21 protein-coding genes are annotated in these 25,008 nt (G+C 64.5%); 4 read left to right on the top strand and 17 right to left on the bottom strand.

Annotated elements, in window-relative coordinates; genetic code table 11:
- Window positions 1-4: 4 nt before the first annotated feature.
- The 4 genes from ACA027_RS21020 to ACA027_RS21005 all read right to left on the bottom strand — a co-directional run bounded on the left by ACA027_RS21020 (window position 5) and on the right by ACA027_RS21005 (window position 4,194).
- The gene (locus ACA027_RS21020; protein ID WP_370680123.1) at window positions 5-1,171 is read right to left on the bottom strand and encodes a 5-(carboxyamino)imidazole ribonucleotide synthase; all 1,167 of its coding nucleotides are present in this window, start codon (window positions 1,169-1,171) and stop codon (window positions 5-7) included.
- Complete coding sequence (purE, locus tag ACA027_RS21015) at window positions 1,168-1,662, bottom strand: 5-(carboxyamino)imidazole ribonucleotide mutase (protein ID WP_370680122.1); 495 nt, start codon at window positions 1,660-1,662, stop codon at window positions 1,168-1,170. Before purE ends, ACA027_RS21020 begins: the two co-directional genes overlap by 4 nt.
- A gap of 139 nt (window positions 1,663-1,801) precedes the next feature.
- Window positions 1,802-3,208 carry a hypothetical protein gene (locus ACA027_RS21010; protein WP_370680121.1) on the bottom strand — a complete coding sequence of 469 codons (1,407 nt, stop codon included), beginning with the start codon at window positions 3,206-3,208 and terminating at the stop codon, window positions 1,802-1,804.
- The gene (locus tag ACA027_RS21005; protein WP_370680120.1) at window positions 3,205-4,194 is read right to left on the bottom strand and encodes an ABC transporter ATP-binding protein; all 990 of its coding nucleotides are present in this window, start codon (window positions 4,192-4,194) and stop codon (window positions 3,205-3,207) included. The genes ACA027_RS21010 and ACA027_RS21005 overlap by 4 nt, the downstream gene beginning before the upstream one ends.
- A gap of 289 nt (window positions 4,195-4,483) precedes the next feature.
- Between ACA027_RS21005 and trxA the strand changes: the two genes are divergently transcribed.
- The gene (gene trxA, locus ACA027_RS21000) at window positions 4,484-5,440 is read left to right on the top strand and encodes a thioredoxin (RefSeq protein ID WP_370680119.1); all 957 of its coding nucleotides are present in this window, start codon (window positions 4,484-4,486) and stop codon (window positions 5,438-5,440) included.
- 5 nt (window positions 5,441-5,445) lie between these two features.
- On the opposite strand, the gene ACA027_RS20995 is transcribed toward trxA, so the two are convergent.
- From ACA027_RS20995 to ACA027_RS20970, 6 genes are all read right to left on the bottom strand, one after another.
- Window positions 5,446-6,864 carry a hypothetical protein gene (locus ACA027_RS20995; RefSeq protein WP_370680117.1) on the bottom strand — a complete coding sequence of 473 codons (1,419 nt, stop codon included), beginning with the start codon at window positions 6,862-6,864 and terminating at the stop codon, window positions 5,446-5,448.
- 163 nt (window positions 6,865-7,027) lie between these two features.
- Window positions 7,028-7,387: a ribbon-helix-helix domain-containing protein gene (locus ACA027_RS20990; protein ID WP_370680116.1), complete on the bottom strand. Its 360-nt coding sequence runs from the start codon at window positions 7,385-7,387 to the stop codon at window positions 7,028-7,030.
- Window positions 7,388-7,525: 138 nt separating this feature from the next.
- Window positions 7,526-8,827, bottom strand: coding sequence for a UDP-N-acetylglucosamine 1-carboxyvinyltransferase (locus tag ACA027_RS20985; RefSeq protein WP_370680115.1), 1,302 nt, complete (start codon window positions 8,825-8,827; stop codon window positions 7,526-7,528).
- A 161-nt stretch (window positions 8,828-8,988) separates the two neighbouring features.
- Window positions 8,989-9,459 carry a CinA family protein gene (locus ACA027_RS20980; protein ID WP_370680114.1) on the bottom strand — a complete coding sequence of 157 codons (471 nt, stop codon included), beginning with the start codon at window positions 9,457-9,459 and terminating at the stop codon, window positions 8,989-8,991.
- A 28-nt stretch (window positions 9,460-9,487) separates the two neighbouring features.
- The gene (locus ACA027_RS20975) at window positions 9,488-11,035 is read right to left on the bottom strand and encodes a DUF4139 domain-containing protein (protein ID WP_370680113.1); all 1,548 of its coding nucleotides are present in this window, start codon (window positions 11,033-11,035) and stop codon (window positions 9,488-9,490) included.
- Between the two features lie 132 nt (window positions 11,036-11,167).
- Window positions 11,168-11,731: a TetR/AcrR family transcriptional regulator gene (locus ACA027_RS20970; protein ID WP_370680112.1), complete on the bottom strand. Its 564-nt coding sequence runs from the start codon at window positions 11,729-11,731 to the stop codon at window positions 11,168-11,170.
- A gap of 96 nt (window positions 11,732-11,827) precedes the next feature.
- Here ACA027_RS20970 and ACA027_RS20965 point away from each other — a divergent pair, with 96 nt between their 5' ends.
- The gene (locus ACA027_RS20965; RefSeq protein ID WP_370680111.1) at window positions 11,828-13,006 is read left to right on the top strand and encodes an MFS transporter; all 1,179 of its coding nucleotides are present in this window, start codon (window positions 11,828-11,830) and stop codon (window positions 13,004-13,006) included.
- Window positions 13,007-13,018: 12 nt separating this feature from the next.
- Here ACA027_RS20965 and ACA027_RS20960 read toward each other — a convergent pair whose 3' ends face one another.
- The 3 genes from ACA027_RS20960 to thiL all read right to left on the bottom strand — a co-directional run bounded on the left by ACA027_RS20960 (window position 13,019) and on the right by thiL (window position 16,886).
- On the bottom strand, window positions 13,019-13,495 hold the full coding sequence (locus tag ACA027_RS20960) for a phosphatidylglycerophosphatase A (protein WP_370682649.1): 477 nt from the start codon (window positions 13,493-13,495) through the stop codon (window positions 13,019-13,021).
- 189 nt (window positions 13,496-13,684) lie between these two features.
- Complete coding sequence (locus tag ACA027_RS20955) at window positions 13,685-15,775, bottom strand: TerD family protein (protein ID WP_370680110.1); 2,091 nt, start codon at window positions 15,773-15,775, stop codon at window positions 13,685-13,687.
- Window positions 15,776-15,908: 133 nt separating this feature from the next.
- The gene (gene thiL / locus ACA027_RS20950; RefSeq protein ID WP_370680109.1) at window positions 15,909-16,886 is read right to left on the bottom strand and encodes a thiamine-phosphate kinase; all 978 of its coding nucleotides are present in this window, start codon (window positions 16,884-16,886) and stop codon (window positions 15,909-15,911) included.
- Between the two features lie 196 nt (window positions 16,887-17,082).
- On the opposite strand from thiL, the gene ACA027_RS20945 reads away from it, so the two are divergent.
- Window positions 17,083-17,967 carry a DMT family transporter gene (locus tag ACA027_RS20945; RefSeq protein WP_370680108.1) on the top strand — a complete coding sequence of 295 codons (885 nt, stop codon included), beginning with the start codon at window positions 17,083-17,085 and terminating at the stop codon, window positions 17,965-17,967.
- A 1,106-nt stretch (window positions 17,968-19,073) separates the two neighbouring features.
- Here ACA027_RS20945 and ACA027_RS20940 read toward each other — a convergent pair.
- From ACA027_RS20940 to apaG, 4 genes are all read right to left on the bottom strand, one after another.
- Window positions 19,074-20,195 carry a YbdK family carboxylate-amine ligase gene (locus ACA027_RS20940; protein ID WP_370680107.1) on the bottom strand — a complete coding sequence of 374 codons (1,122 nt, stop codon included), beginning with the start codon at window positions 20,193-20,195 and terminating at the stop codon, window positions 19,074-19,076.
- A complete protein-coding gene (locus ACA027_RS20935) occupies window positions 20,185-21,462 on the bottom strand; it encodes a cation:proton antiporter (protein ID WP_370680106.1) in 1,278 nt (425 codons plus the stop codon). The genes ACA027_RS20940 and ACA027_RS20935 overlap by 11 nt, the downstream gene beginning before the upstream one ends.
- A 126-nt stretch (window positions 21,463-21,588) precedes the next feature.
- The gene (locus ACA027_RS20930; protein ID WP_370680105.1) at window positions 21,589-23,553 is read right to left on the bottom strand and encodes a site-specific recombinase; all 1,965 of its coding nucleotides are present in this window, start codon (window positions 23,551-23,553) and stop codon (window positions 21,589-21,591) included.
- A 21-nt stretch (window positions 23,554-23,574) separates the two neighbouring features.
- Window positions 23,575-23,991 carry a Co2+/Mg2+ efflux protein ApaG gene (apaG, locus tag ACA027_RS20925; protein WP_370680104.1) on the bottom strand — a complete coding sequence of 139 codons (417 nt, stop codon included), beginning with the start codon at window positions 23,989-23,991 and terminating at the stop codon, window positions 23,575-23,577.
- A gap of 31 nt (window positions 23,992-24,022) precedes the next feature.
- Between apaG and rpe the strand changes: the two genes are divergently transcribed.
- Window positions 24,023-24,706: a ribulose-phosphate 3-epimerase gene (gene rpe, locus ACA027_RS20920; protein WP_370680103.1), complete on the top strand. Its 684-nt coding sequence runs from the start codon at window positions 24,023-24,025 to the stop codon at window positions 24,704-24,706.
- Window positions 24,707-25,008 lie beyond the last annotated feature (302 nt).

The raw sequence follows: 25,008 nt of genomic DNA, 5'->3' as shown, positions 1-25,008 counted from the left end.
TTCCTTAGAACGGCTCGATGCCGAGGATTTCTGCCGCCTTGAGGGCGGTGGCGCGGGCCTGCTCGGGCGTGGCAGCGGTGATGTTGAGGTGGCCCATCTTGCGGGCGCGTTTGGCGTCCGTCTTGCCATACAGGTGCAGATGGGCGCCGGGCAGGGCCAGGATCTGGTCCCAGGCCGGGGCCTGGGCGGTGTCACTGTGCTGGAACCACAGATCACCCAGCAGATTCAGCATGATGGTGGCACTGTGCTGGCGCGGTTGCACCAGGGGCAGATTGGTCATGCAGCGCACCTGCAGCTCGAACTGCGACACATCCATGGCGTTCTGGCTGTAGTGGCCGCTGTTGTGCGGGCGCGGGGCGATCTCGTTGACCACCAGTTGGCCGCCTTCGAGCACAAAAAATTCCACGCACAGAACGCCCACATAGTTCAGGCCTTCTGCTACGGACTTTGCAGCGGTAATCGCTTGCTCCACCTGGGCTGCAGGCAGATTTCCTTCATACACCTCGGTCACGGCCAGAATGCCGTCGCGGTGCAAATTGCGCTGCACGGGCAGATTGACGATGGCGCCGCTGCGGCCACGGGCCACGATGACCGAGCATTCATGGGCCAGAGGCAGCATCTTTTCCAGCACGCAGGCCACGTTCTTCAGCTCGTCCCACGCTTTGACCAGCTCTTCGCGGGTCTTGACGCGGATTTGGCCCTTGCCGTCATAGCCCATGCGGGCCGTTTTCAAAATGCCGGGCAGCAAGCCGTCGCTCACGGCCGCCAGTTGCGCGGGCGTTTCGATCACGGCATAGGGCGCGCAGGGCACGCCGCATTTCACAAAGTGGGCCTTTTCGGCAGCGCGGTCCTGGGCAATGGCCACGGCGCTGCCTGCGGGCGAGACCGGCAGGCTTTGTGCCAGCTGGTTCAGGGCGCCAGCGGGCACGTTTTCGAATTCGGTGGTCACCGCGGCGCAGGTTTGGGCCAGCTCGGCCAGGCCTTGCGGGTCTTCATAGCCGGTGCGCACATGGCGGTGGCTGACCAGGCCGGCAGGGCTGGTGGCGTCCTGGTCCAGCACGGCGGTGAAATAGCCCATGGACTGGGCGGCATGCACAAACATGCGGCCCAGCTGGCCGCCACCCAGAACGCCCAGGGTGGCCCCGGGCAGGATCACGTCGGCGGTGCTCATTCGTTCACCGGCAGCGTCATATTGCGGGCGGCCTCGGTCTGCTCGGCGCGGAAGGCGTCAAGCTTGGCGCGCAGGGCCGGGTCTTCACCCGCCAGCATTGCCACGGCAAACAGGGCGGCGTTGGCGGCGCCGGCATTGCCGATGGCAAAGGTGGCCACGGGCACGCCCTTGGGCATTTGCACGATGGAGTGCAGCGAATCCACGCCCTGCAGATGGCGGCTGGCCACGGGCACGCCCAGCACGGGCACGGTGGTCTTGGCGGCAATCATGCCCGGCAGGTGGGCGGCGCCCCCGGCACCGGCGATGATGGCTTTCAGACCACGGCCTGCGGCAGCCTCGGCAAAACGGAACATGTCGTCCGGCATGCGGTGGGCCGAAACGACCTGGGCCTCGAAGGCGATACCGAATTGCTGGAGGATGGCAACTGCGTGCTGCATGGTGTCCCAGTCGCTGCTGGAACCCATGACTACGCCAACTTGGATGGGGTTCATGTTGTCTTGTGAGGGCGGCTGCGGCCCGGCCTAGTGGAACCCCTGATTTTACGGTTTCGCCATAGCTGTGGGTGGTTTCGGGTCTTGGCCCCCTGTTTGCGCCTCCCCGCCTAGTTATCCCATTGAATGCAAAGCCGTATCAGACCTTCGCGGCGCTGTGGTCCTGGGCAAAGCCCAGTACGCGGTCCTTGAAGATGTGGAGGACCCAGCCCAGCACCAGCAGGGTTTGCAGGCCCAGCGAGGCCCAGGGTGCGTACTGCTGCCACGGGCTCAGTGGCTCAATGGCATCAATGAAAAAGCGCACGGCCAGCACGGGCTGTAGCAACATGGCGCCGCTGAAGTCGGCTATGCCATAAGCCAGCAGCGGCGCCACGATGTTGAGGATGAGCCAGGCAATCACAAAGGACAGCATGGGCGATTTGAGCTTGCCTGCGAGCAGGGCAAAGCCCGTGAGCAGCAGGCAGTCGCGCAGCAGCTGCAGGTGGATCAAGATGGAGAAACGGCCCAGAACCTGGGAGGAGGAGATTTCGTCCGAAGCCGGTATTAACAGCGCCGCGATGGAAATCAGCATGCCCAGCAGCAGACTGACCGGCCACAGGGGCAGGGCTTCCAGCATCTCGCGCCAGCGGCCCTGGCTGGCCGACCATTGCACCTGGCGCCAGGCGCGCAGATGTTGGTCCATATGTTGCAGGGCGATGTAGACCGTGGCCAGCACCGCAATCCAGCCCGTTTTGGTGAGCAGGGTCAGCGCGTCTGCGTGCTGTACGCCGCTGAGGACAAAACCGCTGAGCACAATGCCCAGAGGCCAGGCCCAGGGCAGGGTGCGGACATCCAGCCGCGTGCACAGCAGCCGCCACAGGCCGAGCAGGCCCAGGCCCAGTACCAGGCCGCCTGTGAGATAGACAACGCCCAGGCTGCCGACCTCCATGCCCCACCAGTTCACAGCGTCCGCGTCGTGGTTGAAAACTGCGCCATAGGTCCCGTCGAAAATGGGGCCGGACATAAAGGACAGCAACAGCAGCGGCAAAAAGACCACGCGTTTGCGGTTGGCGGGAAGGTCTTGCTGGCCCCAGCTCATCAGCACCGCATTCATGGCCCAGGCCTGTGCGCCCAGGCCCCAGAGCATGGCCATGCCTATGACATGGGCCGCGTTCAGACCCAGGCCCTCAAAATGCCAGATGCTATAGATGCCCGCGATGGCAGCGGCAAACCACAGCACATACAGCCAGGCGGGGAGTGCGGCGCCCAGCAGCTTGCCCCAGGCCATCTGCCATGGGGAGAGGGCGGACAGGCGCTGCCAGTCCCAGGTGTTGTGGGTGGCCTCTTCGGTCAGACTGCGGCCTGCCAATATGCTGCCGTAGAGGCAGGACGCCAGCCACAGTCCGGTGATGGCGGTGTTTTTCAGGGAGTCGGGCAGTTCTTCGGCAGAAGACAGGGCCAGCGGAAGCGCCAGCAGCAGCAGGGTCAGGCCCAGGCTCCATGCCAGCAAAGAAGGGTGCCAGTTCAGCCAAATCTGGCGCTGGAATTCGGGGTTGCGCGTGCTCATGGCTGCTCCTGATGGCTGGAGTTGCGGGCCTGGGCGGTGCGGGTGTAGCGGTCTTGCAGCCGTTCGCGCAGAGGGGAGAGCGCAGCCACGGGAATGCCGGCCTGCACCAGGCGGGCCAGCCAGGCCGCGCGGGCGGCGGCCTCGGCGGGCAACCACAGCTGAATGGGGCTGCTGCCCGTGGCGTCAAAGTCTTGCACGACGCTGCCTTGCAGGGCCTGGCGCAGCAGGGCTTCAAAACCTTCGGCCTGGTGCGGTGCAATCTCCAGCGCATAAAGGGCTTGCGACTCTGCGGCCTCCAGCCCATCTGCCGTAGCTGTGGCTGGCAACTGGCCGGTTTGCAAGGCCTCGTGGCTTTCGATGCGGCCCTTGCGTATGCTCAGAATATGGCTGCAGTACTCGTCCAGCTCGCTGAGGATGTGGCTGGACACCACCAGCGTCATGCCCTGGGCTTGCAGCTGGCGAAACAGCTGCGACAGGCTGCTGCGCGCCTCGGGGTCCAGGCCGCTGGCGGGTTCGTCGAGCAGCAGCACACTGGGCTGGTGGACGATGGCCTGGCCAATGGCCACACGCTGGCGCTGGCCGCGCGACAGCTCTGTGGGATAGCGTTGCAGCAGCTCTGACAGGCCTAGCTGCGCGGCCACCTGCTGCACGCGGGCGGCGACCATGTTTTCGGCCACGCCCATGGACAGGGCCGAATACTGCAGGCAGCGGGCCACGGTCAGTCGGTTGTACAGGCCGTAGAAATCCGACAGATAACCCAGATGCTGGTGCACCTCGCGCGGCTGGTCTTCCACGGACAGACCTTTGACGCGGATATGGCCGGACAGCGGCTGGTCCAGCCCCGCGATGCAGCGCATCAGCGTGGACTTGCCGGCGCCATTGGGGCCCACCAGCGCGGTCACGCTGCCGGCAGCGATGGAGACACTCACGCCATCCAGTGCGCGGTGGCCTGGGTATTCAAACACCAGTTGTGAAACTTCGATCAAGCTTTTGCTCCTTGGTGGGTGCGCCACAGGGCCGGGGAATGTGTCCGCACTGCGGGCTGCTGCTGGCGGTGCAATCGTATTGCCACGGACCGCACTTGAAATATGCACTGCATGCTCCCATTTTCGCAGCGAGTGTCTGCCATAACACCCAGGCTGCGCCGGCCTATGGGTGGCAGACCGGTATTTGCGGGGAGAATCCCCGCATCGTGCGGCAGCCATGGGGTGGATGCCGAAGCACTGAAGTTTTTCGCGCGGCCCTTACAGCGCCGCGCACAGCATGGGAAATTACATGATTGACGTCACCATCGAGAATTTTGAAACCGAAGTCGTGGCCGCCTCGATGCAGACCCCGGTGCTGGTGGACTTCTGGGCCACCTGGTGCGGCCCCTGCAAGACCCTGGTGCCCACGCTGGAGAAGCTGGAGGCCGAATACGCCGGTCGCTTCACTCTGGCCAAGGTGGATGTGGACGCCAACCAGCAAATCGCCGGCATGTTCGGCATCCGCAGCGTGCCCACCTGCATCTTGATGATCGGTGGCCGCCCGGTGGACGGCTTCATGGGCGCGCAAACCGAAGGCCAGGTGCGTGAGTTTCTGAACAAACACCTGCCCTCCGAAGGCGAGCTGGTGGCCGAGGCCGAGGTGGACGAGGCCCAGCAAATGCTGGAGTCCGGCGACACCCAGGCCGCGCTGCAAAAGCTGGCCGATGCCCTGGAGGCCGACCCGGCCAATGACGATGCCCGCTTTGACTATGTGCGCCTGTTGATCGCCACCGGCGGCTACGAAGAGGCTGCCGGCCTGCTGGTGGAGCCGCTCAAGCGCATTCCCCAGTCCCAGCGCTTTGAAGCCCTGCACCAGTGGCTGCAGGCCATGGTGTTTGTGGAACAGGACGATCGCGGCAACTGGCCGCTGGAGCAGTTTGACGCCGCCATCGCTCAGAACAAGCGCGACTTCGACACCCGCTTTGCCAAGGCCCGCGTGCTGGCCGCCGAAGGCCAGTGGACGGCCAGTCTGGACGAGCTGCTGGAAATCATCATGCGCGACAAGGTCTGGAACGAACAGGCCGCACGCAAGCTGTATGTGGGCATCCTTGAGTTGCTGACCCCGCCCAAGCCCAAGAAGCAGGATGCCGTACCTGGCAAGAGCGCCGGTGGCATCGAGCTGCTGGGCAAGGGTGCGGCCGAGCAGGATGAAGCCACGGCCTTGATCAACAGCTACCGACGCAAGCTGAGCATGGCGCTCAATTGACGTTATCAGCCAGCTATTTTAGAAGCAGCCTCCGGGCTGCTTTTTTGTTGATGGGTTAATTGGGGGAAAATCGGTAGATGGGCAAAGGGCTTTGGGTGCTCAACCGGAATGGGAGCGCTTTGATGATTAGGCCAGCGGACAAGTCTAGAGCGCTCAATGCTGTTTGGCGCAAAGCCTAAAAATGTCCATATTGCGGTGTCGATGCGCTCACACAGTCGAAAGGCCAGCGCTATTTCTATTTCTGGCACATTTTTTAGGTCAAGGTCCAGGGAACGCTCAATTCGGTGTGTGTAGGCCAATTGTTCTATTTTATTATTTATAGCGTTTGTCTGAAAAATTTTCACTCTTGCTGCGGTTACTGCATCACTTAATGTTCCGGTCTCATGGATGAGTTTGTGGCGGACTACGTTTATGAAATGTGCTCCGATTTCGTCGATCCCGAGCAATGCCGCTGTACTGGTCGCTTGAAGTGTATTTTCACCATCCAGTATTTCCACCCATGTCATTTCCATGATGTAACGGATTTCTATGGGGCCATTCAAGGCTTTGGCGTGCAGGTGATGTAGGGTTGAAATCTTGAAGCGCTGAAAATCTTCTGGTGGCAGCGATGCCAAGCGGTGAACGATTTGCTCCAGACACCAAAAATCTGGGAGCTTAAGTCGGGTGAGTTGCCGTGCGTTGGGGACATGGCGTGCAGTTAGATAAAATGTGTGTTCTGTGTTGTTAATGCTGCGTATTTTTTGGGCTGGCGAGTTTGCCAAGAGCTCGACGGCCAGCAAAGTTGCATCTTGGTATGTACTCCAATCACTATCACTCCAAAGCGATACGAGGAAATGCTCGTTAGAGGGTTCACAAGCAATGTGTAGGGTGGCTTGGCTGGGGAGTGTTATGCACTGGGGAGTGATTCGGTTAGCCAACTGATATATGCTTGCATATAAGGCTGGTGATTCAGGGCTATGAGTGCACAGACTGCTTCCATTTGTAGCTAGGACGTTGAGTAACTCATATTGCGAAGGAAAATCCCCAGCAAAATAGGTTGATGGTAGCCAATCTGCAAAGAGCTCCTCGTTAATACAGGCAGGCATCGGAGAACGGATTTCTTCCAGATTCAGCTCTGGTATGTTCAGTCCAGCATCTGTTGCATTGGGTGGAAAAACGATATTTGACAGCTTTCCTAGGTAGCTATTGTTATAAAGCTGATGGGAAAAATATCTTTGAGGTATGGCAATCTGCCATTGCAGTCTCTCTAACTGCAAGCGCACCCAAACTGGGCTGCTGGTGAGCATATTTCCATTACAGTAAAGAACTTCGAGCTGCGCGCTTCCATAAAGTGTTCCAGTGAACAACGTTGGCGCTTGTTTTGACATTGAAACCTTCTTTGCTATCGAATAGTCGCAGTGCTGTGGTGACGGCGCTATTTCCATAGAAAATCTACTACCTATAGTAGTTTGATTATTCCTGCGCATCCATTCGTGTGTGGTGGCTGCATTTTATAATGCAGTTTCAAACGTTGGGGTTGTGAGCTCGGAAGTCATGGCACAGCAGCATGGTGGTTTACTCAAGCCTAACGTGTTTAGAGGTAGTGCCCTAATGCCGCAGCGCTATAGGTGCAGGCTGGCGTTCTAGGCCTGAGCCCACGGTCAACGAGCGAATCGGGATGCGGGCGTCCTGCGGAATCTCGCCCGACAGCTGCAGCGCCAGATAGCGGGTGCAGCACACGCGCAGGAACGAGGTGAAGTTTTCCACCGCACCACGCTCGGCCACCAGCTCGTCGTACAGCCGGGTACACAGCTGGGGCACGCTGTAGCCGTCGCGGGTGGCGATGTCATGGAGCACCTGCCAGAACAGGTTTTCCAGCCGGATGCTGGTGGCCACGCCATGCAGGCGGATGGAGCGGGTCCGGTGGGCCCAGAGCTGCGGATCGGCGCTGACAAAGACTTGGCACATGGCGGTGTGGGAAAAGACAACCGGGCCATGGTGGGGCCCGGGATGGGCTGCGTCAACCCAGGGATGCGAGAGGGGCGCCGGGCCTGCCATTGCGCACAGGGCTGCGGGCAGGCCAGGCCGCTCAAGGCCTGGGGGCCATCACTCCTCGTCGGCCCATTCGACGCGTGCGCCCAGGCTGCGCAGGTTTTCGACAAAGTTGGGGTGGGCGCGGCGTATGGGGGTGGCGTGGCGGATTTCGGAGCGGCCCTGGATGCTGCTGGCCACCATGAACAGCGAGATCGCCACCCGGATGATGTAGGGGCTGTCGACCACGGCCGGCGTCAGCGCGTTACCGCCAAAGGTGACCACGCGATGGGGGTCCGAAGAGAACACATGGGCGCCGAATTTGGACAGCTCGCTGGTCCAGCCCAGGGCGCCGTCGTAGACCTTGTTCCAGAACATGGCGTTGCCCTGGGCGCAGACCCCCAGCGCTATGAAGATGGGGAGCAGGTCGACCGGAAAATAAGGCCAGGGCGCGGCTTCGATCTTGGTCAGCACATTGCTGGTAAAGGGCTGCTGCACCTGGAGCGGGCCGGAGCGCACGGCCCGCGACCAGCCGTTTTCGTGCACGATGCGCACGCCGAACTTGGCGAAGCTGCGGTCCAGCAGCGGGAAGTTGGCGGGCGTGCTGTTGCGCACCTGGATATCACCGCCGGTAATGGCGCCCAGTGCCAAAAAGGTGGTGATTTCGTGGAAGTCTTCCTCGAAGTGAAACTCGCCGCCGGATAAAGGTTTGCCTCCGCGCACGGCGAGCCGGGAGGTGCCAATGCCATCGATGTCCGCTCCCATCATGGCCATGAAGCGGCAGAACTCCTGCACATGGGGCTCGGACGCGGCATTGGTCAGCGTGGATTCGCCGGGGGCTGCGGCCGCGCACAGCACAAAATTCTCGGTGCTGGTCACCGAGGCATAGTCCAGCCAATGGTGGTTGGGCGTGAGCGGGCCCGCGCTGCGGATCAGCAGCGAGCCGCTGCTGCGCTCGACCTGGCCACCAAAGCTGCGGAAGATCTCCACATGGGGGTCGATCTCGCGCACGCCCAGGGTGCAGCCCTTGACGTTGTCCTCCAGCCTGGCCACGCCAAAACGGGCCAGCAGCGGTGGCACCAGCATGATGGAGGAGCGCATTTCCTCGGGTAGCCGGTGCAGCGCCGCATCAAAGTGGGTGTCGCGGTGGTGCAGCTCCAGCACCCGGGTGGTTTCGTCCAGCTTCACCTCGCTGCCCAGGGCACGGAAGATCTCCAGGATCTTGCGCACATCGGTGATGTCGGGCACGCCATGCAGGCGCAACGGTTCGGCCGTGAGCAGCGTGGCGCAGAGCACCGGCAGCACGGCATTTTTGTTGGCGGAAGGAATGATGCGGCCGTGCAAGGGCGTGCCGCCGTGGACGATGAGGCTGGGCATTGTGGGAATTCAGGGGAAAAAGACCGCAGCCTGGGTGGCTGCTGCGAGCTGTGCAGCATAAGCCCTGGATGGGCCGTTCGTCGCTCCCAATGCTTGCAAGATGTTGTGGGAGGCGGCTGGCATGGCCGCTCTCCACTCTCAGCGCTTTGCTTGCAGCGCGGCTATGCGGGCAGCAGGGCCAGCAGCCTGGTGAGGGCATGGGCCACTGTGGCCTGGCGCACGGCGGCGCGGTCACCGGCAAACAGCATGCGCTCGCTGTGCAGCTGGCCTTGCACCCACCAGCCGAACCACACCGTGCCCACGGGCTTGTCAGGGCTGCCGCCATCGGGGCCGGCAATGCCGGTCACGGCCACGCTGGCCTGCACCGGGGCGTGGGCCGCAGCACCGGCAGCCATGGCGCGGGCCACGGCTTCGCTGACGGCGCCGTGTTGGGCAATGAGCTCCGAAGGCACGCCCAGCAGCTCGGATTTTGCGGCGTTGGAATAGCTGACAAAGCCGCGCTCAAACCAGCGGCTGGAGCCGGCCATATCGGTGCAGGCGGCGGCGATCAGGCCGCCGGTGCAGCTCTCGGCCGTGGCCATCATCCAGCCGCGCGCCGACAGCGCCTGGGCCAGTGCGGGGACGGGTTCCATGGGCAACTCCATTGCTTGGCTGTGTGGGTCAGCGGCGCTCGCGCAGCTGCATATCGCCGGGCCAGCTGATCTGGTGCTCGGCGCTGATGCGCGTGCTGGCACCGGCTGGCAGGGTCTGCTCCCACAGCAGGCTGCCGGGCTGCTCGTTCCACGAGGTGGTGGTGGGCAAGGGCTGGTAGCGCGACTGCACGCGGATGTCCTGCTGCTCGGCCACGGGGGCGGCGTCCAGCAGCTGCAGTGTGATGGGGTTGCGGTGCTGGTTGCGCACTTCCCAGGCCGTGCGCACTTCACGTTGCTGGCGGCTGCCCAGCAGGCCGCTGCTGCCTTGCTGCTGGCTGGCGGGCAAGGCCTGCACCTGCACGCGCTCGTCGCGGCCAAAGCCCAGGCCGTTCTTGGCCACATCGGCGGCCTGCAAGCGGCCCTGGCCCACATAGGCGCTGTCGCGGTAGAGGGTCACTGCGCCGTCGGGCCACACGCCTTCGGGCAGGGTGAAACTGGCGATCAGATAGGCGCCCAGGTCACGTGCCGGCACGGTGCGCACCACCATGCGGGTATCGAGCTGCTGCGTGCCCAGCGACAGGGTGAGCTGCTCGCCATGCGATGGCACATTGATGCGCTGGGGCAGCTTGAACAAGGTGGCATGGCTGCCTTCGAAGACGCTGGCGTCGAACGAGGGCTCCGGGGCTGCGTCGGCGGCCATTTCAACCATGGCCCTGGACTTTGCGGCGCGGGCCATGGGGGCAGGGGCCGGGCGCGGTGGCTCGGGCTGGGCCTGGGCAATGCGCCAGGGGAGGGGCAGCGGGGCCACGGTGTGGGCCGTGGGTTGGCCGGTGGACAGGGTCAGCGGCACATCGCGCCAGTCTTCGCCACTGCTTTGGGCGACCAGGGCCGTGCGCTCCAGCTTGACCTGCTGGCTGCTGGTGTCCAGCGTGGCGCGGTAGCCGGGCTGCCAGCCCGGGCCGCGTACCTGGTAGCGCAGCTGCAGCGCACCACCTTGCGGGGCGGACAGGGTGATCTGCACCTGGCTGACCTGGGTGTTGGCCGTGCGCTGTTGCTCGGCCTGCAGTGGTTTCAGCAGGGCCTCTAGTGCCTGCTGCTCGCGTGCCAGCTGGTGCTGGCGCAGGGCCACGGTCTGGCCGGAACGGCGCAGGGCATCGGTCGTGCCGGCAATCTGGGCCGCGCTCGTGGGCTGGGTGTAGCGGTTCAGCCAGCCGCTGGCCTGCTCCAGGCCCTGGGCCTCGGCTTGTAAGGTGGCAATCTGGTCTTCCAAGGCACGCACACGGGCTTCCTGCGGGCTGGCGCAGCCCGGCACCTGGGCGCGGGGCTGCTGGCGCACGGCAATCTCGCCCACGGCCACGCTGGCTGGGGCGCTGACTTGCAAGGCCTGCATATCCAGGCCGGCGGGCAGACAGGCCAGCACGGCCTGGCGCGCGCCGGCAGGTAGCTGCAGCGTGCGCTCCACGGTGGCGCTGCCGGGGTAGAGCGTGACCTGGGTGATGCGGGAGGTATCGGGAGCGGGCTGGGCCTGGGCGGAGCAGGCCAGAGCGGCCAGCCAGAGCAAAGCTGTTTTTTGCATGGGCACAAAGCAAGACGATGGATGGCCCATTGTGGCATTGCTGGCAGCGTGTTCTGCCACACAGCATGGCGCTGCGTAGCGATGCAACTGGCATCTAACCCACGACAGCAAAGGTATGGGCCGTTCTGTCGCTCAGGGGGGCGGCATCAATGTCTGCACCAACCGCTGCCCATAGGCCTGGTCGGGCTGCAACCCGTAGAGGATGCGGTAGACGATGGGCGCCACCAGTTGGTCCAGCAGCACCTCCACCTCGGGCGTGGGCTCACCGCGCGCGGAGGCACGTGCGCACAGGGTCTGAAACTGTTCACGGATGATGTCTGCGCAGCAGGAAGTGACTTTGTCGTCCTGCGAGCTGACCAGCATGTCGCGCAACATGGTGCGGCCCAGGGGCGAGCCCATTTCCTCGAGGTACTGCTCGGTCCAGGCCAGCAGATCGCCACGCAGGCTGCCGGTGTCGGCAGGCGGGCTCGTGGGGCGGATGTTCTGTAGCGCCACATCGGCCAGCAACTGCTGCATATCACCCCAGCGGCGGTACAGGGTGGAAGGCGTCACGCCAGCCTCGGCGGCAATCAGCGGAAACGACAGAGCCTCGCGCGGCATGCACGCCAGCAGTTGCTGCACGGCCTGGTGCACGGTGGCTTGTACCCGCGCACTGCGGCCTCCAGGGCGGCTTTGGGGTAGGTCTTTGGCAATCATGGTCATTAAAGCTAATTATTTGCGTTAGTGTGGCAAAGCGGCACAATCTACAAACGCAAATATTTTGCTTTTATGGTACTCCAAGGCTGCTTGACCATGTTTCCCTCCTCTGTAGCTCCCCGCCCAGGCCGTAGCCTGGCCGTGCTGGCGTTGACGCTGGCCGCTTTTTTTGCAGCCTCCAGCGCGCCCACGCCGCTGTACAGGCTCTACCAGCAGGACTGGGGCTTTTCCTCGGGCATGCTGACTCTGGTGTTCGCGGTCTACGCCTTCAGCCTGCTGCTGGCGCTGCTGACCATGGGCGCGCTGTCTGACCACCTGGGCCGTCGCCCGGTGCTGCTGGGAGCGTTGGTGCTGGAAGCCCTGTCCATGGCGGTGTTTGCCACGGCCCATGATGTGCAGGGCCTGCTGTGGGCGCGCGTGCTGCAGGGCGTGGCCACCGGCGTAGCGGGCGCAGCGGTGGGTGCGGCTTTGCTGGACGTGGACCGCGATCGCGGAGCCCTGATCAACACGCTGGCGCCCATGCTGGGCATGGCCGCAGGTGTGCTGGGTGCCAACGAGCTGGTGGCCTTGCTGCCTGACCTGGGCCGCACGCTGGTGTTCTGGCTGCTGTTGGTGTTGTTCGCACTGGCGGCCTGTGCGGTGCTGTGCATGCCCGAAAGTGGGCAGCGCCGGCCCGGTGCCTGGGCCACATTGCGCCCGCGTGTACGGCTGCCGCAGCAGGTGCGCGCCGCCTTTGTGCGCATGGCACCCATGGACATGGCCGTGTGGGCACTGGGTGGTTTTTACCTGTCGCTTGCCCCCACGTTGCTGCGCGTGGTGACCGGCTCGGAAATGGCCGCCGGCCTGGCCGTGTGCATCAACACCGTGAGCGCGGCTGTGGGCATTTGGTGCCTGCGTGCCTGGCCGGCGCGCGGGCTGTTGCGCCTGGGTGGTGTGGCTTTGCTGGCGGGTGTGGCGTTGCTGCTGGCGGGGGTTCACCAGCACAGCCTGGTGTGGATGCTCAGTGCCTCAGTGGTGGCGGGCGTGGGCTTTGGTGTGGGCTTTCAGGGAGCGCTGCGCAGCGTGATGCCGCTGGCTGCTGGCCATGAACGTGCGGGCCTGCTGTCGGCGGTCTACATCCTGAGCTACCTGGCCTTTAGCCTGCCGGCGATTGCCGCCGGACTGATGACGCAGCGCATTGGCCTGGAAGCCACCACCTATGTCTACGGCGGCATGTTGATGGCGCTGGCTGCGCTGGCGCTGCTGGGCACGCGCCAACGCGCCGTGGCGGTGTGAGCGTGTCGTGCCTCAGACGGTGAAGTGGCGCCACAAGGCCATGACCAGCAGCGTGCAAAAGGCGGCGACCAGATCGTCAAACATGATGCCGAAGCCGCCTTTCCAGCCAAAGCCCTTGAACTGCCGGTCGGCCCACTTCACGGGCTGGGGTTTGACGGCATCGAAGAAGCGGAACAGCGCAAAGGCCGCAAGCTGCCCCCAAAAGCCCATGGGCATGGTCAGCCACAGCACCAGCCAGATGGCCAGGATTTCATCCCAGACCACGGCCCCAGGGTCGGCCACGCGCATATGGCGGGCGGTGACCGTGCAGGCCCACCAACCGACAAAGAATCCCACCAGCAGCAAGCGGCCGATCTGGGCCGGGTCCAGCCACTGCATCAGCACCAGAAACGACAGCCAGCCCCACAGCGTGCCCACGGTGCCCGGGGCCACGCGGCTGAGGCCGCTGCCCAGGCCCATGGCGATGAAGTGGGCCGGGTGGGCCATCATGAAGCCCACCGTGGTCCGGACAGGGCGCGGAGGGGCAGTGCCCTGCGGTTGTGCGGCAGGGCCGTCGGCTTCGATGATGCGTTTGGGTTCGACGTCGGAAATGTCGGGAATGGGCTGGTCCATGGGGGGCATTGTAGAAAGCCCAGACCCTGTGCTGGGCAGCGTGGCCGCATCGTTGCGGCCGTCGTCTTACAAAAATTCGGCGCGGATGCGGTCCAGCGCAAAAGGGGTGATGCCCTGGTGGACGCCAAACACGGTGTCGGCCTCTTGCGCATGCTCCACCAGCTGCCCGCGTGCGCGTGCATGCAGCATGAAAAGCGTGTGCAGATCCGGTTTGACCAGGCCGGTCAGCGCACGCAGCATCAGCGATACGCCGGACAGATTGCCAGCCACATTGTTGTTCCAACGCGGATGGCGCTCCAGCGCGATATCGGCCCAGATCACCTGACGCTGCTGCAGGTCGAACACCATGGGCAGGCAGATGGTGGTGTCGCTGGCAATGTCCACCCGGTCCTGCACGGTGGCGGGCTCGAAGATCTCGCCGGAGTCCGAATCGCTGCGCGCCATCCAGCCCGCAAAGCACTCGGGCAGGTCGCAAAAGGCCTGCGTGGTGTAGGCGTTGATGGAGGCCACGACAAAGCGCACACCTGCGGCCTGGAGTTTTTGCACATCCAGATCGATGAACTCCGCAGCCCCTTGTGGGGCGTCCACCACGTCGCCGCTGTGGCAGCCGCCAAAGCTTTTGAGGTTGTAGTAGGAGAGCACGTCCAGGTAGTTGAAGTCCGGCCCGTAAAGGGCGGCGGACAGGTCGATATCGGTGCGCGAGCGGCCGTTCTTCCACCACAGAAAAAGGCGGATGAAGTCACTGCCTGGCAACGGCATGCGGCTGCCACGCACCAGGGTGCGCAAGGCCTTGGCGGCTGAGCGCTGGGAAAAGGGCACCAGGTAGTTGGCCAGGTCGGCTTCCACATGGCAGCGCCCCAGCGGTGGCAGGGCTGCAAAGCGCGCCAGCAGGGCTTGCTCGCAAAGGTCGGCCGCCTGCTGCGCCAATTCCGTGCGGATGGCAGGGCGCTCATCCGCAATGGCAAACACCTTGGCCACGCTGCCCTTGGGGAAAAAGCTGCGCAGCTGCACGGCGTCACGCCGGCGAAAATGCACCATGGCCTGCAACAACACGGTGGTGGACACCTGGTCCGCCACCTTGGTAAAGTCCGCCAGCACCGCCTCGGGCGTGGCGCTGCAGCGCAGCAGGTGGTCCAGCCTGCGGGCCAGCTCGCCCGGGCGCTGGGCCAGGGTCTGCGCCGCATCCTGCACAGCACCTTCGCGCAATTGCTGCTCGACCAGGCTGCTGAAGGACGCTGGCCGCTGGCCGCTGCGCACACCGGCAAAGGCCTGCAGCGTGCGCGGAAAGCGTTGGCCATATTCGCCCGGGTGCAGCACCTCGCCCAGGCGTTTGAAGACTTCGGGGCGGCGCCACATGTCTTCTTCCAACTGACCGCAGCCCTCCAACATCGACAGCAGCCAGCGCCGCAGGGGCCGCGCCAGCTTGCCGCAACGCGAAGGCGTGGCCAGCGAGACATCGCCACCGCCCAGCGCCACGGCCAGGCGCAGCACGTCGGTGGCGGTCTTGAGCAGGGGCGACAGAAACTCCTGGGCCCGCGCATGGTTGACCTTCAGCAGCGCCGCGCCCAGCAGCGCCAGGTTCTCACGGGAGTGGAAGGCGGGCGGCATCAGCCCATACACGCGGTGGCCGTGCTGCTGCACAAACCAGGCGAGGTCTTTGGCGTCCTGCTCGGAGAGGGAGGACTTGGCACCCGCAAGCTGGGTGAAGATGGTCTCGAAGTCTTGCTGCGATCCCAGGTCTATGGGCTTGAGCCAGGCGCGGCGCTCGGCCTGTGCCAGGGCTTTGCGCCCGGGCTCCTGGCCATTGCGGCCCAGCGCCGGCAGCCACTGGCCGGAGCTGGCGTAGTGAAAGATGGCGTTGAGGTAGAGCTCGGCCTCGCTGGCTCGCATCACCTGCTGTGGAAACCCAGGGTAGAGCGGGCGCCATATGTGGTGGGCGCCCAGCATTTTTCGCACGTCAGCCATCAGGCCGCGGTAGAAAGTGGTGAAAACCTGCGCATCGACCTTGCGCAGATGCGCATCCAGCGCGGCGGACAGCGTGAAGCCCAGGGGCTCCAGCTCCTGGTAGAGCGTGGCCAGTTGGGCCAGCGGCAAGCTGCCGCCCTCTTGCAGAGGGAGCACAAGGCGGCGGCGACGCAAATACATGGAGCTGTTCATGGGCATGGCAAAAAAAAGAGCGCCTGCATTGCTGCACGCGCCCATATCAAGAGGATGGAGAGCGCAGACCCTAGATTTCAAAAGAGTGAGAAGGAAGGATCTGCATAGCCACCCATTCGCATCATAGAGGGTTTCAACCCGCGAAATGGTCGAAGGAGGCGAACCGTGTGGTCACCGGCAGGCCTTCGCCATCGACCACCCGCAGGCCGGGTTCGGCCTCGATGCGGCCTATGCGCGTCACGGGGGTGGCGCTGCTGGCGCCGGCCTGCAGCACGGCTGCGCGGGCCGCTGCCGGGGCGGTAAAGCACAGCTCGTAATCATCGCCACCTGCCAGGGTGCACAGGCGCAGGAAATCACGGTCAAAAATGGTGTCGGAACGCTGTATGTCTGCGTAGGCCGCTATCAAAGGCGTAGTCAGGCTGCAGTCTATGCAGGCGCCCACGCCGCTGGCTTTCAGGATATGGCCCAGGTCACCCAGCAGGCCGTCGCTCACGTCCAGCGCGCTGCTGGCAATGCCGCGCAGCGCCAGACCCAGAGCCACGCGGGGCGTGGGCGCTTCCAGCCGCGTGCGGGTGGCGGCCAGCAAATCTGGGGGCAGCGGGTGTTGGTCCAGCAGTGCCTCCAGCGCGAGGCGGGCGTCGCCCAGATGGCCGCTGACCCAGATGTCATCCCCCGCCCGTGCGCCGCTGCGCAGCAGGGCCTGGCCGCTGGGCACTTCCCCAAAGACGGTGATGCAGATATTCAGCGGCCCGGCCGTGGTGTCGCCGCCTATGAGCTCGCAGTCATGCTGGTCGGCCAGGGCCAGCAGGCCCTGGGCAAAGGCGGCGCACCATGCCTCATCGGCACGGGGCAGCGACAGGGCCAGCGTAAAGGCCAGGGGCGCGGTGCCGCTGGCGGCCAGATCGCTGAGGTTGACGGCCAGGGCCTTGTGGCCCAGCAGGCGCGGCTCCACATCGGCAAAAAAATGCCGGCCCTCTACCAGCATGTCGCAGGACACGGCCAGCTGCATGCCGGGCGCGGGCGCCAGCAGCGCGCAGTCATCGCCCACGCCCAAGGCGGCGCGGCGCACGGGGCGCTGGAAAAAACGGCGGATCAGATCGAATTCACCCACGGGCTATGTCCTCCAAGCACAAGCCCCGGATTGTCGGGGTTTTGTGCGGCGGCTTCGGCGCGGTGGCATCAACCTGGGCTTGCCGCAGGCACAGGTTTTTCACGCTTGTCTTTTGCGCGCCTGGCTGCCCACAATGAAGGGTTGCGGGCAGCTTGCGGGTGGTGCGCAGCCTGGCTTGCACCGGGGAGTACGTCCTATGCAGCGGATGCCGATTTTTTGGGCGGGCAGTCTGTTCAGTGTGCTGTGGGCCTCGGCCTTTGTGGCCGGCAAAGTGGCTTTGGTCCACATCGATCCCATGTCCTTGCTGTGCGCCCGTTTTGCCGTGGCCGGTTGCCTGATGCTGGCCTGGGCATTGCGGACGCGGCCTGCGGCTGCATGGCGCAGCCAGGCGCTGTTGGCGAATGCGGTGGTGCTGGGTGTCTTCAACAATGCCTTGTACCTGGGCCTGTCTTTTCTTGGGCTGCGCACGGTGTCGCCCGAGGCCACGGTACTGATTGTGTCCACCGCCCCGTTCTTTGCCATTGCGTTGTCCGTCATCAGCGGCAGCCGCTGTACCTGGCCGCAACTGGCGGGCGTGGTCACCGGTTTTGGCGGCGTCTACCTGGTGCTGTCCGCACGCATGCAGGGCGGCGCCGAGCCCTATGGCATGTTGCTGGTGCTGCTGGGCACCCTGTCATTTGCCGCCAGCACCGTGTGGTACCGGCGCCGTGCTGCGCAGCATGATCCGCTGCTGCTCAACGGCCTGCAAAACCTGGTGGGGGCTTTGGCCATGCTGCCTTTTGCACCACATCTGCCGCAGGCGTTTTCCGCCTTGCAGCACCCCGACTACCTGTTGGCCTTTGCCCATCTGGTGCTGCTGGTATCGATTGCCGACTTCCTGCTCTGGCTGGCCCTGCTGCGCCGCATTGGCGTGGCCCAGGCCAGCAGCTTTCATTTGCTCAATCCGGTCTTTGGCATTGTGCTGTCGGCCCTGGTGTTTGGCACCGCTTTGCGCGGCAGCGATGTGTGGGGCACCTTGGTGGTGGTGGCCGGGCTGGCGTTGGCGACCTGGCCGAAAAAGACCATTGAGGCCGTGCGTTGATGCTCTTGAAAAAAGAGCTTCTCATGCTTTTGTATAAAGGGTTTCAAGAAGGTTTGACCTGATTGGATACTTGTCTCAGGCACTGTTGTGAAGTGATGTTCCGAAGCCGGGAGTTCGCCCCGGCGGGCGAGCTCCTTTCTTGCTCGTGCAAGAAAGGAGCCAAAGAACACGCCCTTGCTATCCCCGACCCCTGCGCTGTCGCGCTGGGGCAACCTGCGCCACCCAACACACAGGGCCTGCCGCAAAACTCGCTGCGCGCTTGCAGCGCTCCGCTCGAACAGCCGCGGCAAGTCAGTCTACGAAGCATGGCTGTCCTACGGCAGCCATGCGGCCCTGTGTGCTGTGCGCCGCAGGCGTGTATAGAAGGGGAAGAGCCGCGGCGCCAGCAGTGTGGCGAAGCACCAGGCGTCGAGGGTTTGGAGATAAGGCTCGTCTACAGCGCAGCCCGCGCAGGGCGGGTATTCGGTTCCCGTTTTCCCCTTCTGCCCATGGCTCGGCGCGCAGAGCGCGGGGCGGGCAGCTGTGCCGCAGGACACAGCTGCTTCGTGGTCAAGCTTGCCGCAGCATGTTTGAGCAGAGCGGCATAGCCGCGCCGCGAGTTCTGCGGCACCGCCCTGGGATCGAGCACCGAGCTTGCCCGCAGCGAAGCGAAGGGACATGGGCAGTAGGGGCGTGTTCTTTTGGGTACTTTGCTTGCACGAGCAAGAAAAGTACCTCGCCTGCCGGGGCGAGACCCGGCCTCAGGACGTCATATCCGCGCAGTAGCGCAATTCGGAGTGAGGCTTCATCTGAGGCATGTAGCTAATCAGGGGATTTGGCTTGAAATCCTGGCCCAGGCCGGAGGTGCTTTTTTGCGGGAGCCCCCTCACCCCAGCCCTCTCCCCGAAGGGGCGAGGGAGAAATACCGGAGCCAAGTCCCATCCCTGCCTCCCCCCGGCGGGGGAGGGGGCAGCACCCAAGACAGGGGCGCGCACTCCCCTGCCGCATGCCATGCCCCTTTCGCCAGGGCTGCGCGCAAAAAACTGGCGTGTCCCAGGCCTGGGGCAGCGAGGCTGCCTCTCCCTCCGGCGCGCAGCGCCAGAGAGGGGGAAGGCGCCGTAGGCGACTCAGGGGGAGCCTCTAAACCTCAATCCCGCTTGCCGCACCACTTCGGCCAGCAACTGCTCGTCCTGCTGGCGCTCGCGCAGCCAGCGGGCGTCGTTGTGGCGGCGCTGGATGTCGGTGCGCAGCATCTGCAGCGCGGGCATGGCGCCCAGGCGTTCGGCCTGCGGGGCAATCAGGTCCATGGTCTGCAGAATATGCTCGGCCAGCGGCAGGTGGCCGCCGGTGGCGGGGTCCACATAGACCGCATCCAGGCCAAAGCGGCAGGCCTGGAAGCGGTTGTAGGTATAGACCAGGTAGTCGTCTTCCTGCGGCGTGAAGGGCTGGGTGTCGATGAACCAGGCTGCCAGCGATTGCACATAGCCGGCCAGGGCGGCGGCGCGTTCAATGGTCAGCGGGGTGTCGAAGACGCGGATTTCGATGGTGCCGAACTCGGGCTTGGGGCGTATGTCCCAGTAGAAGTCCTTCATGCTCTTGACCACGCCGGTGGCGGTCATCTTGTCGAAGTACTGCTCGAATTCCTGCCAGGTGAGCAGGCAGGGCGCGCGGCCCGACAGCGGAAAGGCAAACACCGAGTTCAGTCGGGCCGAGTCAAAGGCCGTGTCCTGGCCCTGCACATAAGGGCTGCTGGCCGACAGCGCAATGCAATGCGGGATGTAGCGGCTCATGCGGTGCAGCATCAGCAGGGCTTCGTCCGGGCCGGGGCAGCCGATGTGCACATGCTGGCCAAAGATGGTGAATTGCTTGGAGAGATAGCCATACAGCGCCGACAGCTCCTGAAAGCGTGGCTTGTCGTAGATGCGCTGCTGGTGCCACAGCTGGAAGGGGTGGGTGCCGCCGCCAATCACGGCGATGTTGAGCTTGTCCGCGCTCTTGACCAGGGCGTCGCGTATCGGCGAGAGCTGGCTCAGCACCTCGGCCGCGCTGTGGCAGATGTCGGTGGAGATTTCGATCATGCTGCTGGTCATCTCCGGCACCACGGAGCCGGGCAGCGGTGTCCTGTGCATCAGGCGCAGCATGTCTTCGGCGTAGGGGGCCAGGTCGTAGTCGTGGGTGTTGACCAGCTGCAACTCCAGCTCCACGCCCAGGGTCAGTGGCGCAGAGCGGTGAAAGGCTTCAAGTGGCATCGCGCTCTCCTTCGGTGGTGGCAGCCGGAGGCCGCGACGGGGTACGCCGCAGACCGCGCCAGCCCGTGCCTTCGCCAGCGCGGTACAGGGACAGCGTGGCCAGCATGGCGCCGGCCAGCTCCAGCAGCAAGATGGCGGGCAGGGCGATGCTGGCAATCAGCTGCCCGGCCTCCGGTGCGGCATGGGCGAATTGGGAGGTCAGCAGCAGCGCCACGGCGGACATGGGGGCCATGGCACCTGCCACCCAGACCGATTGGCGCCAGCTGCTGCCCGAGCCGATATTGCCCAGCGACACGCCCACGGCCTTGGCCAGCAGCCGTGCGGCCACCAGGGCCAGAACGGCCACGGTGACCGACAGGTTCCAGGGTGCGCTGGCGGACACGCTGGCCACCAGCACAAAGCTCAGCATGGTCAGCAGACTGGAGGCCGTGCCCAACTGGCGTGGCCAGACCCAGGGGCGCGGGTGCAGCTGTTTGAGCACCATGCCTGCCAGCAGCGCCGCCAGCGGTGCCGAGCCCCCCAGGTGGGCGGCCACGGCCGATGCGGCGGCAATCAGCGCCAGAATCAAGATGGAGGTGTTCTCGCTGCTGGGGTTCATCACCCGCAGCGACAGGCGTATCAGCCCTGCCAGCACGGCGGCCATCAGCACCGAAACGCCCAGCACCACCAGCACGGGAGAGAGGTCGTCCAACAGCGAATTGCTGGGGCGGGCAAAGATTTCCGCCTTGGCGCTGCCCAGCGTCAGCGCATACAGCGTGGACAGCGTGGCCAGCACCATGGCGCGGTCGGTGACCGGTCCGCTGGCGTGCATATCGTCGCTGACACGGCGCAGCAGCAGCGGTGAAGAGGCCATGGCAATCAGGCCCAGCGATGCCGCGATTGCCGCCGGCATGTCCAGCCAGCGCAGCGTGCTGTAGACCGCCGCATAGGTCAGCACCGACTCCAGCACGCTTTGCACCAGCACCATGGGGTTGTGGCGAAACCAGCGCAGCGTGATGCGTGCCCCGCATTCAAACAGCACCACGGCCACGCCCAGCTCCAACAGGAATTGCACGGGGCCGTGCAGCGGCCATTGCGCCTCGGTCATGCCCAGTAGGCCGGCCAGTGTGCCGACCACGGCATAGCCCACCACCTTGGGCACGCCTGTGAAGCGCTGGCACCAGTAACCGCCGATGGAGGCCAGGGCCAGCAGCAAGGCCCATTGCACGGTGGGCAGGCCCGCCGAGGGGCGCAGCCACTGGGACCAAAAACTCAGCATGTCGCCCATGGCGCCTCCTTTGTTGTCGTTGTATCCGGGCCCGCCGCCCTCCCACAAGGGAGCACGGTGGGCGCCATGAACTAGCGCACTGGTGCAAGGCCGCCGCTGCCCTCCTGCAGAGGGCGATGGCCGACGTCAGGGAGTGAAGAAGCTCAACGGCCGGGTACGCAGCCGATGGCGGATGGCAGCATAAATGCGCGAACGCTCCTTGCCTGTGACGTTGTGTGCGCGCAAGGCGGTGCGAAATGCCAGGGAGAAACTGACCAGCACGTTCAGTGCGCCGTTGAATGGCAGCATGGCCACGGCCCACCAGAAGGCAGGCAGGTGCAGCACTTCCAGGCCCAGCGAGGCAGTAGCCACGCCGATCTGGCCTGAAGACAGTGTGACATGGCGCACTTCCAGGCCGAGTCCGAAAAACCCCGCAATCGCGGGCGTGAGGCCCAGCATAAAGCCCAGCGAGATATTGGAGGTAAAACCCGAGATGTTCTGGCGCAGGAAGTCGGACCAGCGCTGTGCACGCTGGCTGCCCAGCAATTGGGTGATGCTGGGGTTGTAGCGTATGGCCGAGTCCATGCGCCGCAGCACAAACCAGTTCTCGGCCCAGCCGCCCAGAATGCTGCTGGCATACAGCAGCACGCCGGTGAAGGCGGCAAACAGCAGCGAAGGGCCCAGCAGGCTGAGCGAGTCCAGCGTCTGCACCGCGTGGATGGCGTCCAGCGGAGTCTTGCCCCACAGGTGCAGGTACAGCAGCGACAGGCCCAAGGCGGCCGGTGCCACCACCAGCACATTGCCCAGGATGGCGGCGACCTGCGAGCGGGTGAGGTTGGCCACCTCGTCGACGAAGTCTTCGACGGCGTTGCTGGCTTCCAGGTCCTTGAGCTTGGCTGCCATGGCGGGCGCCGTCATGGCCGGCTGCTTGGTAGCGACGGTGAAATGCAGCAGCTGGATCAGCACAAAGCTGAGGGCGTAGTTGATGCCCGCAATAAACCCGCCCCAGAAGGCCGACAGTGCCAGGGCATGCAGCAGCAGCTTGATCAGCGTGGTGAGGGACATGACCAGGCCACCGCCGGCGGCGCGGCGCACCATGCCCAGGTATTCACGCGGGGTGCGGGTGATGTAGTGGTCGCCGGTTTCCGCGCTGCGCTCGGTGATCTTGGCGGCCAGCAGCGAGGAGTTGGCGTCATACAGCGCCCGCAGGCTGTGGCGGTCGCGGCCCACGGAGACAAAGCCGGCCAGCAGGCGGGCGGCTTCCAGTTGGGGGCGCTCGGACAGCAAGCAGTCCAGCAACTGGCGCACGCGCACGATGCGGGTGCGCAGCTGGCGCAGGCGGAACACCAGGCCCACGGAAATGCCTTCGGAAGCGAAATGCGCATACACCGAGCCGACGGCGGCGCGGCAGGCATCCAGACGCTCGCGCAAGCGGGCCTCGGCCTGCTCCAGCCGGTCCGGTGTGCGCAGGCCGTGCACCACCTCCACACGCAGACTCTCCACGTCGTGGATCAGGGCGTGAAACGGTTGGGCGTCGCGAATCTCCTCGCTCATGCGCAAGCGCAGCTCGGGCGCAAAGCCGGTGGACAGAATCTGCCCTGCGCAATAGGTGATGGCGCCCAGCAGCGCGTGCTGCCAGAAGCCGGCGCCGGCGCTGCCCTCGGGCTGCAACAGCGCGGACAGGCGCAGCAGCAGAGGCTCGTCCAGCGCCTGCAGCCAGCGCACATCAAAATCATCGTGCAGGGCCAGCACGAACAGCTCGGAGGCGTCTATGGTCTCCGGCGTGTGCGGCAGCAGCTTGTAGCGCAGGCGCTCTGTGACTTCGCTGAAGAAGGCCGTGCGGGGCGCAAAGCCAAAATCGGCCAGCAGCGTGGTGATGTCCACGGTGTTGATGCAGTGCTGCCACCACAGCTGCAGCCGGGCGGCGGCGTCGGGGTCGGCCTCCAAGGCGTCCAGCAGCAGGCGCACCCGCTCCACGGCAGCTTCGGTGGAAGGGCGCGCGGCGCGCACCCAGTCAATCACATGGATCAGCCAGAGATGGCGGTGGGCCAGATCGGCATGGGGGTCTAGTTCCGCCAGCAGGCGGGGAAGGTCGTAAGTGTTGCGCTTCATGCGTTCCAGTGCATGGTGGCGTCAGTGCAGCACGCGTGATGGCGGCGAAGTGAGGGGCGCAGACCCGTCACTGGCGTCTTCTGCGTCCAGCACGAACAAGGGAATGGGCGTGTGGAAGATTTCCGCGTCTTCAGCCACGCACAGATAGCTGCCATGCATGCTGCCCTGGGGCGTGGGCAACTCGCAGCCACTGGTGTAGCGGTGCGACTCGCCGGGCTGCAGCAAAGGCTGGCGCCCCACCACCCCCAGGCCGCGCACCTGTTGCTCGCCCCCACGGGCATCATGGATGTGCCATTCGCGCGCCACCAACTGCGCGGCCGTGTCGCCCGCGTTGGTGATGGTGATGGTGTAGGCAAAGCGGTACACCCCCTGCTCCGGATCGGATTGCATGGGCAGGTATTGGGTGTCGACTTCCACTTGAAACTCATACGTCGGCATGGCGCAATGGTAACTGCGACAATGCCAGGCCATGAGCCCCACCTACCGCATTGCCCCTTCCATCTTGTCTGCCGATTTCGCCCGCCTGGGTGAAGAAGTGCGCAACGTCATCGCTGCCGGCGCTGACTGGGTCCACTTCGACGTGATGGACAACCACTATGTGCCGAACCTCACCTTCGGCCCCATGATCTGCCAGGCCGTGAAGCCCCACGCGGTGACGCCCGATGGCAAGCCCGTGCCCATCGACGTGCACCTGATGGTCCAGCCCGTGGACGAGCTGGCCAGCGCCTTTGCCAAGGCCGGCGCTGATTTCATCAGCTTCCACCCCGATGCCTCGCTGCATGTCCACCGCAGCATCCAGAACATCAAAAGCCATGGCTGCAAGGCCGGCCTGGTGTTCAACCCTGCGGCCTCCCTGGAGGTGCTGGACTGGGTGATCGAGGACATCGACCTCATCCTCTTGATGAGCGTGAACCCCGGTTTTGGCGGCCAAAGCTTTATTGATAGCACGCTGCGCAAGGTGGAAGCCGCTCGCAAGCTGATTGAAGCCTCTGGTAAAGACATCCGCCTGGAAGTGGATGGCGGCATCAAGGAAAGCAATATCCGCGCCGTGGCCAATGCCGGCGCCGATACCTTTGTGGCCGGCAGTGCCATCTTCGGCAAGCCCGACTACAAGGCCGTGATCGACACCATGCGCGCCAACCTGGCGGCTTAACAAGCCAAGCACAGCCTCCGCACGCTCTTCGCCCGCCGGCAAAGGGTGCGCGGGCTCAGCCTGGAGCAAGGCTGAGAACATGGCCATGGGATGGTGCAAGGCTATCCCTTTTTCTCTTTGGCGAGATGGGTCTTGGAGCCCGGGCTGAAAGGCCCCCGGACTCCCGCGCACATGGCTTATGCCGCTCGCCATGCACATCTCGCACCTCACTCCCCGAAGCCCGTGACTGGGCAGCCTCAGGCCCTGTCAAGACCCTGTGACAGTCCAAAGAATGCACACAGTGTGTAGTTCTTTATTTTTCG

This window comes from Comamonas sp. GB3 AK4-5 (genome assembly GCF_041320665.1).
In the GTDB taxonomy this organism is placed as follows: domain Bacteria; phylum Pseudomonadota; class Gammaproteobacteria; order Burkholderiales; family Burkholderiaceae_C; genus Comamonas.
This window is presented reverse-complemented; position numbering and strand designations above follow the sequence as displayed.